Origin of the sequence: Helicobacter pylori, assembly GCF_006439795.1 — a bacterium.
In the GTDB taxonomy this organism is placed as follows: Bacteria; Campylobacterota; Campylobacteria; order Campylobacterales; family Helicobacteraceae; genus Helicobacter; species Helicobacter pylori_CR.
In genome coordinates this window covers 1-15615 of record NZ_VEYL01000007.1, presented here as the reverse complement: position 1 = coordinate 15615, position 15615 = coordinate 1, and the positions used below count along the sequence as shown (strand labels likewise).

The window sequence follows — 15615 nt, the reverse complement described above, 5'->3', positions numbered from 1 at the left end:
GTAGAGGAGACAAACGATGAAAAAGGTTATTATGGCTTTAGGCGTTTTAGCGTTCGCAAACGCTTTAATGGCAACAGATGTTAAAGCTCTTGCAAAAAGTTGTGCCACTTGCCATGGGGTCAAGTTTGAAAAGAAAGCTTTAGGCAAAAGCAAAATCGTCAACATGATGAGTGAAGCGGAAATTGAAAAAGATCTTATGGATTTTAAAAATGGTGTTAATAAGAATCCTATCATGACCGCACAGGCTAAAAAATTGAGCGATGAAGACATCAAAGCTTTAGCCAAATACATCCCCACTCTCAAATAAACTCTCTCAGTTTTAATAGCACTGTTTGGGTGCTATCAAAATGGGTTTCAAGCCCTTTTTTCTTAATTTTTGATTTTAATGGCATTCTTAACCCTACTTAAAGCCAGCATACACTATAATACCATCTTAATCAAACAAGAAAGAGCTAAAATAAAGACCTATGCTACATAAAAAATATCGTCCTAACGTTGCGGCTATCATTGTGTCGCCAGACTACCCTAATACATGCGAAATTTTTATCGCTGAGCGCATAGATATTGAAGGGGCGTGGCAGTTCCCCCAAGGGGGCATTGATGAGGGCGAAACCCCTTTAGAAGCGCTTTATAGGGAATTATTAGAAGAAATTGGCACGAATGAAATAGAGATTTTAGCGCAATACCCCAGATGGATCGCCTATGATTTCCCAAGCAATATGGAGCATAAATTCTATGCGTTTGACGGGCAAAAGCAACGCTATTTTTTAGTGCGCCTAAAGCATGCTAACAACATTGATTTGAACAAACACACGCCAGAATTTAGAGCCTATCAATTCATCCATCTTAAGGATTTGCTTAAAAAAATCGTCCCCTTTAAGCGTCAGGTGTACCGCCAAGTCATTGCTTATTTCAAAAGAGAGGGGTATTTATAGGGTGTTAATCGTTCAAAAATACGGCGGCACGAGCATGGGCAGCATAGAAAGGATCCACAATGTCGCCCAAAGGGTTTTAGAAAGCGTTAAATTAGGGCATCAAGTCGTGGTGGTGGTTTCTGCGATGAGCGGCGAAACCGACAGGCTTTTAGAATTTGGCAAGAATTTTAGCCATAACCCTAACAAGCGGGAAATGGACAGGATTGTAAGCGTGGGGGAATGGATTTCAAGCGCGGCTTTGAGCATGGCGTTAGAAAGGTATGGGCATAGAGCCATTTCCTTGAGCGGGAAAGAAGCGGGCATTTTAACCAGTTCGCATTTTCAAAACGCCGTGATCCAATCCATTGACACTAAACGCATCACAGAGCTTTTAGAAAAAAACTACATTGTGGTGATCGCTGGGTTTCAAGGCGCTGATATTCAAGGCGAAACAACGACTTTAGGGCGTGGGGGGAGCGATTTGAGCGCGGTCGCTTTGGCCGGGGCTTTAAAAGCGGATCTGTGTGAAATCTATACGGATGTGGATGGCGTTTATACCACTGATCCGCGCATTGAAGAAAAGGCTCAAAAAATCACGCAAATCAGCTATGATGAAATGCTTGAATTGGCTTCTATGGGGGCTAAAGTTTTATTAAACCGCTCAGTAGAATTAGCTAAAAAACTCAGTGTGAAGTTAGTGACTCGCAATTCGTTTAACCATAGCGAAGGCACGCTCATTGTGGCTGAAAAAGACTTTAAAGGAGAACGCATGGAAACCCCTATAGTGAGTGGGATCGCATTGGATAAAAATCAGGCTCGTGTGAGCATGGAGGGCGTGGAAGATCGGCCAGGCATTGCCGCTGAAATCTTTGGCGCTTTAGCGGAGTACCGCATTAATGTGGATATGATAGTCCAAACGATCGGCAGAGACGGCAAAACCGATTTGGATTTTACGATCGTTAAAACCCAGATAGAAGAAACCAAGCAAGCCTTAAAGCCTTTTTTAGCGCAAATGGATTCCATTGATTATGATGAAAATATCGCTAAAGTTTCCATAGTGGGCGTGGGCATGAAGTCGCATTCTGGGGTAGCGAGCATCGCTTTTAAAGCCCTAGCCAAAGACAACATTAATATCATGATGATTTCCACAAGCGAGATTAAAATTTCGGTTTTGATTGACATTAAATACGCTGAATTAGCGGTTAGAACTTTGCATGCGGTGTATCAATTGGATCAATGAAAAATTTCTACGACTGGATCAAGGAATTTGTACGCGATCAGGGGGAATTTATCGCTCAGCAAAGCGGGTGGCTGGAATTAGAGCGATCAAGCTATGCCAAACTCATCGCGCAAACCATCTCGCATGTGCTTAATGGCGGATCGCTGTTGGTGAGCACGGATTCTTCTAGGCACTGGTTTTTAAACTACATTCTTTCTAACTTAAACCCTAAAGATTTAAAAGAGCGCCCCTTATTGTCAGTCATTGATTTTAACGCTTCTTCTTTCTATCCTAAAAACGATGCGAATCTCTCTCTAGCCACCATAGAGATGACTTATCAAAACCCTATGTTTTGGCATGTTGGGAAAATTGAAAATGAAGGCTTGAAAACCTTATTATTGAGTAAAATCCCTAGTTTTTTATGGCTTTTTGAAGAGCTTAAAGAAGATTGCTTGCTTTTAAAAGAGCATGATAGTTTGCTAGATTATAAATTATTGCAGCTCTTCAAACTCTTTGAAAACGCGCTTTTTAGCGTGCTATACAATAAGGTTACTTTGTGAAAAACTCCAACCGCCTTATTTATACGGACAATCTTGAAGAGAGCCTAGAAGAGACCGCAAGCCTTTTTGAACACCACATTAAATTCTACACGGAGATTATTGAAAAAGACAAAAAGGTGATCAAAACTTTTAACAAGGATTTTAAAATTGAGCATGCCAAAGAAGTCATTTCAAAGGCTCACTTAAAACACAGCGAATTGAACGCTTTTTTAATCGCCGCTCCTAGTTATGGTATAGAAGCCCAAAACGCGCTTTTAAAAATCTTAGAAGAACCCCCGAATAATGTTTGTTTTATCATGTTCGCTAAAAGCCCAAACCATGTGTTAGCCACCATTAAATCCCGCCTAATCAAAGAAGACAAACGCCAAAAAATCCCCCTAAAACCTTTAGATTTGGATTTATCCAGGTTGGATTTGAAAGACATCTATGCGTTTTTAAAAAATTTAGACAAAGAAAACTTTGATTCCAGAGAAAATCAGAGGGAAAGGATTGAAAGCTTATTAGAGAGTATTCACAGACACCAAATCTGTTTAAACGAGCAAGAATTGCAAGCCTTTGACTTAGCGATCAAGGCTAACAGCTCTTATTACAAGCTCAGCTACAATCTTTTACCCCTGCTTTTAAGCCTTTTATCCAAAAAGAAAACGCCATGATTGTAAAACGCCTTAACCCTGATACGCTCAAAAGCACTCTACAAAAAATAGGTCCAGAAAAGATCGCGCAAAACCATATGCGCCAAAAAGGCGTTAGCTTTGTTTTTGAAATCCAACACCTGCCCTTAAGCGCTGCGCTCATTTTAAAGCAAGAGGCCATAAGCGTTGGGGGCGATTTTGCCACGCCAAGAGATTGTATTTTAGCCAAAGAGCCTTTTTATGATGGGGTGCTGATTGCGAGCGCTAACCAATTAGAACGCCTGATTGTTAAGTGCCACTCCCAACCCTTTGGGCTTAAACATTTAGCACAAGAATTAAAAAGCCACCTCAAAGCCCCTAAGCCTAACACCCCACAGATCATGGCAATCTTGAATCTCACGCCGGATAGTTTCTATGAAAAGAGCCGGTTTAGTAGCAAAAAAGCGCTTGAAGAAATCTATCAATGGCTAGAAAAGGGTATCACGCTCATTGATATAGGCGCGGCCAGTTCAAGACCAGAGAGTGAAATCATTGATCCAAAAACAGAGCAGGATCGCTTAAAAGAAATTTTACTAGAGATTAAATCCCAAAAACTCTACCAATGCGCCCAATTCAGCATAGACACCTACCATGCCACAACCGCCCAAATGGCTTTGGAGCATTGTTTTTCCATCCTTAATGATGTGAGCGGTTTTAATAGCATTGAAATGCTAGAAGTCGCAAGAGATTACAAGCCCACTTGCATTTTAATGCATACTCAAAAAACCCCCAAAGACATGCAAGAAAATGTTTTTTACCACAATTTATTTGATGAAATGGATCGCTTCTTTAAGGAAAAACTAGAGGTTTTAGAAAAATACGCGCTTCAAGATATTATTTTAGATATAGGGTTTGGATTCGCTAAATTAAAAGAGCATAATTTAGCCTTAATCAAGCATTTAAGCCATTTTCTCAAATTCAAAAAACCCTTATTGGTAGGAGCGAGTCGTAAAAACACGATCGGGCTTATCACCGGGCGTGAAGTTCAAGACCGGCTCGCCGGCACTTTGAGTTTGCATTTAATGGCGTTGCAAAACGGAGCGAGCGTTTTAAGAGCGCATGACATTGATGAGCATATCGATCTCATCAAGGTGTTTAAGAGTTTGGAAGAAACGGATTAAACCGAAATTTTTAGCTTTGATCCCATTGGGCGTTGGTTATCATCAAAACGCTAAAAAGCGTTTTTGATGATCAATCCTTGATTAACCCTAATCTTTAAAGGATCACATCCATGGTTGAAGGGTTGTTGTAAGCGTTTTGATAGCGTTGCAAAAAATCGTTGTGGTTGGTGGCGTTAAAGGTTTGTAGGGCTTTTTTGTGCAAGCCATTCACCGGTTGCTTGGGGGCGTTTTCCACTTCTTTAGAGAATTTCCCATTATAAAAATCCGTCAAACTATAGAGCGACTGAGCGGCAAGGCGTTTTTGGCTCTCATCCATTCCGGCCGTAGCCCTTAAAAAAGCCTCATATTCTCTATCGCTCATCAATTCTAAAACCAAAAAGCCGTAAGTCTCTCGCTTGTCAGGGTTAAAGGGGAGGTTTTCTGTTGGAGCGTCCTTTTTTTCTCGTTCTACTTTTTCTGCGCTTTCAATAGGAGCTAGGTCTTCTTTAGGAGCGCTTTTAGCGTTTAAAAGCCCATAGAGGTTAGAATCAAACTGATTGATAGAAGAAACAGCCATGCGAATTTCCTAAAATTGGATTTTACGCTGATATTAAGCAAAATCCATTCCCTAATGAGACTAAAAAATTTAAAAAGCTTAAAAGAGTTTTCTAATGGTGGCGTTCAAACCCTTTAAAAAGGGTCTAGGAGTTTATTTTCAAAAAGGATTCGTGTTTTTATGTTTTCATATTTCTATAAGGAGTTTGAAATGCTGAAGCTTCTAGAATGATTCTAGACAAAACAAAAGGTAAAACTCCTAGAACATTGTTATAGCATGATTTTACCAATCAATGCAACTTTTATGCTTTTAGAGCTTAAAAACTTTAAGTCTTAATTAGAGATTTTAGGTTAAACTACCCTAAAAATCTTTAATCTAATGAGCAAAAAGCATGCGTAATACCATTTTATTTGGCGTTTCAATGATACTCTTGGCGAATTTATGCTTTGGGATCATGAGTGCGTTTGTTAAAATCACAGCGGATTATTTTTCCCCTATGGAGAATGTGTTTTACCGCTCCATTACCATGACGCTTTTACTCTTGCTTATTTATCCTTTCAAACCCTACCGCTTAAAGAGTTACAAACAAGGCGGTTTTAAAAAACTCGCTTTTAGGGTCGTTGTGGGGGGCTTAGCCATGCTAGCGTTTTTTTATAATATTGAAAAAATTTCGCTCGCTACAGCGACGGCTTTTTCGCAATGCGCACCTATTTATACGGTGCTTCTTTCCCCTTTTCTTTTGAAAGAAAAACTCAAAAGAAGCGCGTTAATTTCTGCATGCATTGGGCTAGTGGGGGTGGTGCTGATCTCCGATCCTAGCGTGGAAAATGTGGGGCCGGTTGAAATTCTTATGGGCTTATTGAGCGGGATCTTTGTGTCTTTGGCGTATATCACTTTAAGGGATTTGAGAGAATATTATGACAAGCAAGCCGTGATTTTAGCGTTCGCCTTTGGCATGAGCCTTCTTGGATTAGCGGGCATGTTCATTGATATTCCTTTTTTATCCACAGGCATTCATATCCCTAGAAAAGAAGACATTTTGTGGATTTCTTTAATAGGGATTAGCGGGACTTTAGGGCAGTATTTCTTAACTTATGCTTACATGAACGCTCCTGCTGGGATCATTGCCCCTGTTGAATACACCCGCATTGTTTGGGGGCTGTTGTTTGGGCTGTATTTGGGCGATAAATTTTTGGATCTTAAAAGCTCTTTGGGGGTGGCTTTGATTTTATGTTCAGGCTTACTCATTGCCTTGCCCGCTCTTTTAAAAGAATTAAAAAAAATTTAAGCCATGCAGCTAAGCCCCTTACAAAGTGCTCTGTTATATTTCCGCTACTTTATTTATCCAGAGAAAAAAACAAGAAGCTTTGATTTAAGCGATTTAGTCTTTATTATCATGGTTTTTTTAGTCCTGGCTTTGGGGCTGTTGATGAGTGAAGAAATTTCTATCAGCTACAATGAAGCGAAGGATTTTTTTTATAGCAGCGCATGGTTTGTTCAAATCGCTCAAAAAAGTGTTGCTATTTTAGGCCAAAACGATTTGGCTTTAAGATTGCCTTTTTTGATCGCTCACATCATTAACATGTTTTTATTTTATTTGATAGGGCGAAAGATTTTAAAAAAGCCTAAAGACGCCCTTTATGTGGTATTGACTTACGCTTTATTGCCTGGGGTGAATCTCTTTGCGATTTTATTGGCTAAAAGCGTGCTGGTGTTAAGCCTTGGGCTTTTGGTTAGCTATTTGTATATCAAAACCCAAAAAATCCCTTATTTAACCCTTAGCGCTTGCGCGTTTTTAGACGGCGCGTTCATCCCGCTTTTGCTAGGGGTTTTTGCCTACGCTTTAAGAAAACGCTATTTTAAGAGCGCGATCTTTGCTTTGGTGGTTTTAATTGTGAATACCGCTCTTTTTAGCGGGAGTTTCAATAAGGGCTTGCCTAGCGGGTATTTTATAGACACATGCTTAGAACTCATGCTTTTATATTCGCCCTTATTGTTCCTCTACTACCCTTATACGCTCTATAAAGCCCTTTTGGATAAAAAGCCATCACTACTAGCCTTTATGAGCGCGAGCGGCTGGCTTTTCCCTTTGCTTTTGAGCATGCGCCAAGAGATAGATTTAAGAACTTTCGCCCCCTTAGCGTTAATTGGTTTACCTTTGTTTGTTAAAAGCGTTTTAAATAGCCTTAGGGTGCGTTTGAAGGAATTTAGGGGGCAATATTATTTGCGCGTTTTCAGTTTGTATCTTTTAATGCTCACTGAAACGCTTTTTTTATGGGGGAGTAAAATTTCTGGCGCTAATGAAAAATTATTAAACCGGCATTTCTTAGCCAAAGAAGTCGCTACAGCCTTGCAATTAAGGGGTGTCCATCAAATCCGCACTAACGATAAACAACTCGCTTTAAGGCTTCAATTTTATGGCATTAAAGAAGGGGGGAGGTTAAGACTGATTAACGCTAAAATTTCTAAAAAACGCCCTGATATTACAATCATCTACGCTGATAAAATTCTACAATCCTATAGTTTGGTGCGCCATTAAATTAATTCTTTAAAAAGCGTTTTATCTAAAGAATGATAAAATACACTCCAAAAATAAATAAAATATGCGAGAAAAATCATGAGACTCAAACTAACCCATATAAACCATATAAGCCATAAGATTGCCAATGACTTTATCCACTCAAAACTATTAGAATTAAAAGCCCCTAGAGAATTATTGTGTGAATTGATAGAGAGGATTTTGGAAAAAAGCGTTAAAAAAGAAAACGCCATAGATGAGCAAGCCAGAGAGCTTTTAGAAGAAAACACCGATGAGATAGAATTCATGCGGATGGATGAAAGGCAGCTTTTTTGGATGATTAAAAGACAGATCGCTCAAAAAGAGGGTTTTCATTTGTTTTGGGAAGAAAGGTGCAACGATTTGTCGCACCAGATTTTGAATAAAATCTTAGATGAGGATTTGATCATGTTTAGCGTATCAGAGAATTTGATAAGGAATTTGATTTACAAATCCATTGACACCTATTCTAAAGCGTATGAAAGCATTGAAAATGAAGTGCATGAAAAAATCAAACATTACAAACGCAAATTACCCGTTGGGAGCGATGAATACGAGCTTGTGTTTGAAAGGCTCTATGAAGAAGAATTAAGGCGTAAAGGCTTTTTATAATGGTCTCTCTCTATTTAGAAAACGGGCTTTTTTTGCAAGCGCAAAGTTTTGGGGCTAGCGGCACGCAAGCAGGCGAGCTTGTTTTTAACACTTCTATGAGCGGCTATCAAGAAGTCATTAGCGACCCTAGCTATAAGGGGCAATTCGTGGTTTTTAGCATGCCTGAAATTGGGGTTGTGGGCGCTAATTCTAAAGATGATGAGTCCTCTTTCTCATGCGCAGGGATTTTAGCGCGCCATTACAACGAATTTTTTTCTAATTCAAGGGCGGATTTTAGCTTGAGCGCTTATTTGAAAGAGCGTGGCGTTTTAGGGATTTGTGGCGTTGATACCAGGAGTTTGATCAAAACCTTACGCCATCATGGGTGCTTGATGATGGTCGCTTCCACGATAGAGCATGACAAAAACAAGCTTGAAGAAATTTTAAAAAACGCCCCTAGAATTTCCCAATCCCCCCTAGTGTCTAGCGTTTCTACGCCAAAAATCACCACGCACCAGCGCGCTACTTTTGATTTCAAAACCCTAGATTACAAGCCTTTTGATGAAAAAACCTCTCATAAAATTATCGCAGTGCTGGACTTTGGGGCTAAAGGCAATATTTTAAACGAGCTTCAAAATATGGGGTTAAAAGCCCTTATTTACCCGCACCACACTAAAGCTAACGAGCTGATTAAAGCCTATGAAAAAAAAGAAATCAGCGGGATTTTCCTCTCTAACGGGCCAGGCGATCCTTTAAGCTTGCAACAAGAAATTGGAGAAATCAAGCAACTCATTAACGCTAAAATCCCCATGTTTGGCATTTGCTTAGGGCATCAATTGCTCTCTATCGCACAAGGCTACCCTACTTACAAACTCAAATTTGGCCATCATGGGAGCAACCACCCCGTTAAAAACCTAAAAACAAACGCCGTTGAAATCACCGCGCAAAACCACAACTATTGCGTCCCTGAAGAAATTGAAGAAATCGCTATCATCACGCACCGCAACCTTTTTGACAACACCATTGAGGGCGTGCACTATAAAAACGCTCCCATTATTTCTGTCCAACACCACCCAGAAAGCAGCCCCGGCCCCAAAGAGAGCCACTATATTTTTAAAGAATTTGTGGAATTGTTAAAGGATTTTTAGAGGTTTTTAAAAACAGCACCCATAGAGGTTGAAAAGTGCTTTAAAAATAGATTTAAATCTTTTTATCAAAAAATCTCGCATTTACTCTAAATTAGTTCTCTTGCAATAATATTCTCTCGCAATAATTACTATTGTTATTGCGACAAAACTTTTAGAAGGAGTTATTATGGGAAGTATCGGTAGTATGGGCAAACCTATTGAAGGGTTTTTAGTGGCAGCCATTCAGTTTCCTGTGCCAATTGTCAACAGCCGTAAGGATATTGATCACAACATTGAAAGCATTATTAGAACCTTGCATGCGACTAAAGCGGGGTATCCAGGAGTGGAGCTTATCATTTTCCCTGAGTATAGCACGCAAGGTTTGAATACCGCTAAGTGGCTTAGCGAAGAGTTTTTACTAGATGTCCCGGGTAAAGAGACGGAAGCTTACGCTCAAGCGTGTAAAGAGGCGAAAGTTTATGGTGTTTTTTCAATCATGGAACGCAATCCTGATTCTAACAAAAACCCCTACAACACCGCCATCATCATTGATCCGCAAGGTAAAATCATTTTAAAATACCGCAAGCTATTCCCATGGAATCCCATTGAACCATGGTATCCTGGGGATTTAGGAATGCCTGTGTGCGAGGGTCCGGGCGGATCAAAATTAGCCGTGTGCATTTGCCATGACGGCATGATTCCAGAGCTCGCCAGAGAAGCGGCCTATAAAGGGTGCAATGTGTATATCCGCATTTCAGGCTATAGCACTCAAGTCAATGATCAATGGATTTTGACCAACCGCTCCAACGCATGGCACAATTTGATGTATACCGTGAGCGTGAATTTAGCCGGCTATGATAATGTCTTTTACTACTTTGGTGAGGGGCAAATCTGTAACTTTGACGGCACGACTCTTGTTCAAGGGCATCGCAACCCTTGGGAGATTGTAACCGGAGAGATCTATCCTAAAATGGCAGACAACGCTCGCTTAAGCTGGGGCTTAGAAAACAACATTTACAACCTAGGCCATAGAGGGTATGTGGCTAAACCGGGCGGAGAACATGACGCAGGTTTAACCTACATCAAAGACTTAGCGGCCGGTAAATACAAATTGCCTTGGGAAGATCACATGAAAATCAAAGACGGCTCTATTTATGGCTATCCTACCACCGGTGGGCGTTTTGGGAAATAACCCCTAACCTTGTATTTTGCTAGAACCTGTTTTTAAAGGTTTTGGTTTCTCCCCTATTTTAATTTTTTCAATCAATTTTTACGAATAGTATTCTATCACAGAGCATGTAAGAAAACCCATAATAAGCGCGAGCGACCAAGAAAGCGCATAGCCTATGCAAAACCATGTTATTTTTGATAAAGACCACCACCACATTGCGGCTGATAGAGCGTTAAAATCTGTAATAATGCCATAGCCACAATAGATCATTCCCGCTAAACATGCCAATTTAAGAGCATGGCAACAAGCACTAATCCCAAAACCACCATCAAGATTGATAAAAGAATACGAAACCAAGACCCCATGACAACTCCTTAAACATCAAATGCTAGAGTATATCGTTTTTTTGTTTGTCAAGGGGAGTTATCAGTTAGATAGAGTGTTTTTAATGTTTATCTTTTAGGGATAAGCCTAGAAACATTGCTTTTTATCATGAACCAATTATCGGTCATCTAATATACCGTTAATAGGTATACTTGGAAATATTGAGGCGGAACAAACAACCACATAAAAAAGAAACGAACCTGTTACTTTCCAAAAAGACCACCCATTGAAACTCCAAATGAGACACAAACCTATCATGGCTGCAACAACAATGAAAAATAACGACAAGAATCTGAAGCCAGAGATTAAAAATTTTTGCCCCTCTGTGAGCTTGTCTTTTCTAAACGCCTCTTGCAAACCTTTCTCAGCCAACGGCTTGACGCCATCAACGATTGGTTTGGTATCTGGGAAAAAATACTAATAGCCGCTCCTCCAATACCCATAGCAGCAGTAATGAGAGGATTGTTTTGATTGGGATCAGAATTTTCTATCTCTTCCATCTCTCTTTTTAAGCTCTTCCTAGAAAAGAGATATATGCCCCACGCAACCAACCATAAAAGCACCACCGCAACAGAAAAAATAAAATGCGCCATGCGACAAACCCTTTAAACATCAAATGTTGGAGTGTATCGTTTTTTTGTTTGTCAAGGGTGATTGGCTAGAAAATCATATTATTAAGTGTTTTAAAATAAAAGGATAGCGTTTATAATATTTAAAGTTTAGCCCCCAATTTTAGTGCCCCTAACAAGCCTTCCACATTCAGCCCCAACCCCACGCTTAAATTCTTGCTTGAGCTTTTAATATAGGGCTTATGAAAGTCTTCTAACCGCACGCAGCCCGCGCTTTCTTGCCACAATCCGCTCTCTAAATATTTTTCTATCTCGCTAGGATCAAACGCCTTTAAACGCGCTCTAAAAACCGATAGATCCAACCATTCTAGTTTAGGAGAAATCAATGCAGAGCAGGTTAAAACCTCTATTTCATTGCCATTTTGGAGTTTTAAAAATTCAAGGGCTTCTCGCTTGTTTTGAGCTTTTCGTTGCATGCGATTACCCACGCTCACCACGCTATCAGCCACCACAATAACGCAATTATTCGCAAGTAATTCTTTAGCTTTTTCCAATTTCCCCTTGCACGCCAAATAGACAAACTCCCTAGGGTCTGTGGTTTTTAGGCTTTCTTCATCAAAATAGAGCGCTTTTTGTTCAAACTTAATCCCATGCTCTTTTAAAAGATTCGCCCTAGCACTGGATTGAGAGCCTAAAATAAGCTCCATGCTATCCCTCTAAAGCTTTAAGAGCGGTATTTTTCGCTAAATTGAGCGCCGCTTGCAAATTTTCAATATCCTTGCCTCCAGCGCTCGCAAAATCATCTCTTCCGCCCCCTTTGCCCCCTAAAATTTGCGCCACTTCATTAGCCCACACATTCGCTTTTATGGGCGCGTTTTTCACCCCGCATGCGAGAGTGATGCGCTCGTTTTCTTTTTTAAACACCATAGCGAGCAATTTTTCATGCTTACTTTTCAATCGGTCAATCATTTCTTTAATGTCGCCTTGTTCCACTACGCCCACCACCAAACTCACGCCATGGATTTTTTCAATCGGCAAATCCATAGAAACGGGGGCTTTTTGGCTGTTTTTCACGCTCTCTTTAAGCTTGTTAATGCCGGCTATGACATCGTTATTTTTTAATATAATCTTAGCGTTTTTAAGCTCTTTATTTTCTTCTTTAGCCAGTTGGTAAAAGGCTTTCCCGCACACCGCTTCAATGCGTCTGACCCCACTACTCACCCCGCTTTCTTTTACAATCCTAAACCCCCCAATAAGCCCGGTATTTTCCACATGAATGCCCCCACACAATTCAATGGACGCTTCTTTAAAGCTCACCACCCGCACATTTTCAGCGTATTTTTCACTAAATAACGCTAACGCTCCCTTATCTTTGGCCTGATTTAAAGGCATATGCTCCACCTGGCTATTTAGGTGCTTGAAAATTTGAGCGTTGACTAAATCTTCTACTTTTTCTAGCTCTTCATCATTGAGCGCTTTAGCATGCGAGAAATCAAAGCGCAATCGCTTGGATTCCACTAAACTCCCCGCTTGACTCACATGCGAGCCTAAAACTTCTCTTAAAGCGCTTTGCAATAAATGCGTCGCGCTATGGTGTTTAGCGATTTCTAAGCGCTCATCGCTCACTTGCGCGATCACTTGTTCGCCTTTTTTTAGCGCTTTTTTGATTTCAAGGAGCGAAAAATTAAGCCCAAAAAAGTTTTTTGTATCTAGCACCAAAGCCGCTTTTTCATTATCTTTTAAAAGCGCACCCCTATCGCCTATAGCCCCCCCACCTTCCGCATAAAAAGGGGTTTTTTCTAACAAGACCCAGACTTCTTGGTTAGGCTTTGCGTCTGTTATTTCTTTAAAATCGCTATCAAAAAACCCTAAGGCTTTAGCCAAACATTCTGTCGTTTCATACCCCACAAAAACATTTGGCGCATAAGAGTTTAAAATAGCGCTAAAATCAGCGTTATTTTGTTTGCCTTTCCATGAAGCTTTAGAGCGTTTCACTTGCTCTTGCATGCAATTTTCAAAGCCTTGCATATCCACGCACGCCCCATGACTTCTTAGCATGTCGTTTGTTAAATCCAAAGGGAAACCAAAAGTGTCATAAAGCTTGAAAGCGATCTTGCCATCAAAGATTTTATTTTCATTCAAATGTTTTAAAGACAAATTAAACAATTCCATGCCCGATTCCAAAGTCTCTAAAAAGTGCTCTTCTTCTTCAAAACATTCTTTCATTACCATTTCTTTAGATTCTTTCAAATACGCATGCGTGTTAGCAAATTGCTCGCATACCACGCCCACGACTTTGTATAAAAACGCTTCTTTCAAGCCCATTAAATACCCATGCCTTAAGGCCCGCCTTAAAATGCGCCTTAAAACATAGCCACGGCCCTCCTTATTGAAATGCACCCCTTGAGCGAGCAAGAACGCTACCGCCCTGGCGTGATCGGCTACTACCCTAAAGCTTGGTTGGAACTCGCTCGCATAATCTAGGCTTGTAAGCTCGCTGATTTCTTCCATTAAGGGCGCAAATAATGAAGAATCAAAATTATTGAGCTTATGTTCTAATAGCGCTTGCACCCTTTCTAATCCCATGCCCGTATCAATACTAGGCTTTGGCAAGGGGGATAAAACGCCATCATTAGAGCGTTCGTATTGCATGAACACCAGATTCCAAATTTCTAAAAACCTATCGCCCTCGCCCCCAAAATAATCCTCGCTCCCCTTGAAGTGTTTTTCGCCTTGATCAATATAGATTTCACTGCAAGGCCCGCAAGGCCCGCTATCGCCCATTTGCCAGAAATTATCTTTATCGCCCATTTTTTTAATCCTATCAACAGGCACAAACTTTTCCCATAGCTTAACGGCTTCATCGTCTTTTTCATGCACGCTGATGTATAAATCTTTAGGCTTAAACCCTAAATTTTTGGTTACAAATTCCCACGCAAACAAAATCGCTTCTTCTTTGAAATAATCCCCAAAAGAGAAATTCCCTAGCATTTCAAAAAGCGTGTGGTGTCTTGCGGTGTAACCGACATTTTCTAAATCGTTATGCTTGCCGCCTGCACGCATGCACAATTGCGAGCTTGTCGCTCTAGGAATGCTAGGGCGCGGCACCATCCCGGTAAAAATATCTTTAAATTGCACCATGCCGGCATTGGTAAAAAGCAAGGTAGCGTCATTAGGCACTAAAGGCATGCTAGGATAAACGGCATGCCCCTTATTTTGAAAAAATTGTAAAAATTCGTTGCGAATGTCCATGGGTATTCCTTTTTGTCGTTTTATCGCGCATTTTAAGGCTATTTTATAGCTCTTTTAAGTTGTTTTTTTAAAAAGATAGTTTATTATACTTTAAACATCCAAAATTAAAGGAGAAAACCATGTTCCATGAATTTAGAGACGAAATCAGCGTGTTAAAAGCGAATAACCCGCATTTTGATAAGATTTTTGAGAAACACAACCAACTTGATGATGACATCAAAACCGCTGAACAACAAAACGCTAGCGACGCTGAAATCAGCCACATGAAAAAACAAAAATTAAAATTAAAAGATGAAATCCACGGCATGATCATAGAGTATAGAGAAAAGCAAAAATCCGATCATGTTTAAGGTTTAGCCATCTTGGTGAAAACACGCTAAAACGCTTTTAAAAGCGTTTTCGCTTTAACGCTTGGTTAGACTTGACGCTTTGATTTTGATTAAAGCGGTAGGTTGCTTTCAGCTTTATTCCCACCATAAACTTTATTAATTTTAATATTCTTTACATTTTTGAAAATGGGGTTTTAAAGCTTTGTTTTATCGTTCTAGCTCTCATTTTATCGTAAAACTCATTTTCTTAAAGTTTTATTTTATTCTCTTAAAGAGATAGGAAGTATTTGAAACCATTCTCTCCCTTTTAATCTCCAACTAAATCCCCCTAAAGAAGCGCTTTTTTAAGAGATTACCGCTTGAATTAACGCCAAGTTTCCCACTAACTAATATAAAAAACGCTAAAAAGGATTTTTCATCAAACCCCCCCAAAAATAAAACTTAAAGATTAAAAAGCGAAAGCAGTGGGGATTGGCAAAAAAATCAAACCCCCCCCAAAAAAAGGGTTTAAAAAAGAAAGTTTTAAAAAAGAAATCCCTTTAAAAAGAAACCCATTAAAAAACAAAGGGTTCAAAAAAGAAACCCCCCTAAAAAAAGAGGGTTAAAAAAGGGAGT

The 15615-nt window shown here is 39.9% G+C and carries 17 protein-coding genes; 12 read left to right on the top strand and 5 right to left on the bottom strand.

Going from position 1 to position 15615, the window contains the following annotated elements; translation table 11 throughout:
- Positions 1 to 16: 16 nt before the first annotated feature.
- The 6 genes from FIM66_RS04170 (at position 17) to folP (ending at position 4485) form a co-directional block, all read left to right on the top strand.
- Positions 17 to 307: a c-type cytochrome gene (locus FIM66_RS04170; RefSeq protein ID WP_140600069.1), complete on the top strand. Its 291-nt coding sequence runs from the start codon at positions 17 to 19 to the stop codon at positions 305 to 307.
- A gap of 160 nt (positions 308 to 467) precedes the next feature.
- Complete coding sequence (locus FIM66_RS04165) at positions 468 to 935, top strand: RNA pyrophosphohydrolase (protein ID WP_000902636.1); 468 nt, start codon at positions 468 to 470, stop codon at positions 933 to 935.
- A 1-nt stretch (position 936) separates the two neighbouring features.
- Positions 937 to 2154 carry an aspartate kinase gene (locus FIM66_RS04160; RefSeq protein WP_100964576.1) on the top strand — a complete coding sequence of 406 codons (1218 nt, stop codon included), beginning with the start codon at positions 937 to 939 and terminating at the stop codon, positions 2152 to 2154.
- Positions 2151 to 2693, top strand: a complete 543-nt coding sequence (gene hobA, locus FIM66_RS04155) for a DNA replication regulator HobA (protein WP_000788294.1) — start codon at positions 2151 to 2153, stop codon at positions 2691 to 2693. The genes FIM66_RS04160 and hobA overlap by 4 nt, the downstream gene beginning before the upstream one ends.
- Positions 2690 to 3346, top strand: a complete 657-nt coding sequence (locus tag FIM66_RS04150) for a DNA polymerase III subunit delta' (RefSeq protein WP_120894093.1) — start codon at positions 2690 to 2692, stop codon at positions 3344 to 3346. The genes hobA and FIM66_RS04150 overlap by 4 nt, the downstream gene beginning before the upstream one ends.
- The gene (gene folP, locus FIM66_RS04145; protein ID WP_140600068.1) at positions 3343 to 4485 is read left to right on the top strand and encodes a dihydropteroate synthase; all 1143 of its coding nucleotides are present in this window, start codon (positions 3343 to 3345) and stop codon (positions 4483 to 4485) included. The genes FIM66_RS04150 and folP overlap by 4 nt, the downstream gene beginning before the upstream one ends.
- A 94-nt stretch (positions 4486 to 4579) precedes the next feature.
- On the opposite strand, the gene FIM66_RS04140 is transcribed toward folP, so the two are convergent.
- Entirely contained in the window at positions 4580 to 5041 is a 462-nt protein-coding gene (locus FIM66_RS04140; protein WP_033742661.1) for an HP1233 family protein, read from the bottom strand.
- A gap of 370 nt (positions 5042 to 5411) precedes the next feature.
- Here FIM66_RS04140 and FIM66_RS04135 point away from each other — a divergent pair, with 370 nt between their 5' ends.
- The 5 genes from FIM66_RS04135 to FIM66_RS04115 all read left to right on the top strand — a co-directional run bounded on the left by FIM66_RS04135 (position 5412) and on the right by FIM66_RS04115 (position 10487).
- Positions 5412 to 6308 carry a DMT family transporter gene (locus tag FIM66_RS04135; protein ID WP_140478781.1) on the top strand — a complete coding sequence of 299 codons (897 nt, stop codon included), beginning with the start codon at positions 5412 to 5414 and terminating at the stop codon, positions 6306 to 6308.
- 3 nt (positions 6309 to 6311) lie between these two features.
- Positions 6312 to 7559, top strand: a complete 1248-nt coding sequence (locus FIM66_RS04130) for a glycosyltransferase family 39 protein (RefSeq protein ID WP_140492128.1) — start codon at positions 6312 to 6314, stop codon at positions 7557 to 7559.
- 78 nt (positions 7560 to 7637) lie between these two features.
- A complete protein-coding gene (locus FIM66_RS04125; protein ID WP_140600066.1) occupies positions 7638 to 8189 on the top strand; it encodes a DUF507 family protein in 552 nt (183 codons plus the stop codon).
- Positions 8189 to 9316: a glutamine-hydrolyzing carbamoyl-phosphate synthase small subunit gene (gene carA, locus FIM66_RS04120; RefSeq protein ID WP_140600064.1), complete on the top strand. Its 1128-nt coding sequence runs from the start codon at positions 8189 to 8191 to the stop codon at positions 9314 to 9316. Before FIM66_RS04125 ends, carA begins: the two co-directional genes overlap by 1 nt.
- Before the next feature lie 166 nt (positions 9317 to 9482).
- Entirely contained in the window at positions 9483 to 10487 is a 1005-nt protein-coding gene (locus tag FIM66_RS04115) for a formamidase (protein WP_000534759.1), read from the top strand.
- A 78-nt stretch (positions 10488 to 10565) separates the two neighbouring features.
- On the opposite strand, the gene FIM66_RS04110 is transcribed toward FIM66_RS04115, so the two are convergent.
- From FIM66_RS04110 to alaS, 4 genes are all read right to left on the bottom strand, one after another.
- A complete protein-coding gene (locus FIM66_RS04110) occupies positions 10566 to 10823 on the bottom strand; it encodes a hypothetical protein (protein ID WP_140600063.1) in 258 nt (85 codons plus the stop codon).
- 332 nt (positions 10824 to 11155) lie between these two features.
- Positions 11156 to 11443, bottom strand: coding sequence for a hypothetical protein (locus FIM66_RS08140; RefSeq protein ID WP_238699380.1), 288 nt, complete (start codon positions 11441 to 11443; stop codon positions 11156 to 11158).
- Between the two features lie 119 nt (positions 11444 to 11562).
- Complete coding sequence (gene maf, locus FIM66_RS04100; protein ID WP_140548108.1) at positions 11563 to 12126, bottom strand: septum formation inhibitor Maf; 564 nt, start codon at positions 12124 to 12126, stop codon at positions 11563 to 11565.
- Position 12127: 1 nt separating this feature from the next.
- Complete coding sequence (gene alaS / locus FIM66_RS04095) at positions 12128 to 14671, bottom strand: alanine--tRNA ligase (protein ID WP_140600061.1); 2544 nt, start codon at positions 14669 to 14671, stop codon at positions 12128 to 12130.
- Positions 14672 to 14790: 119 nt separating this feature from the next.
- Between alaS and FIM66_RS04090 the strand changes: the two genes are divergently transcribed.
- Entirely contained in the window at positions 14791 to 15021 is a 231-nt protein-coding gene (locus tag FIM66_RS04090; RefSeq protein WP_000468320.1) for an HP1242/YdcH family protein, read from the top strand.
- Positions 15022 to 15615: the final 594 nt, after the last annotated feature.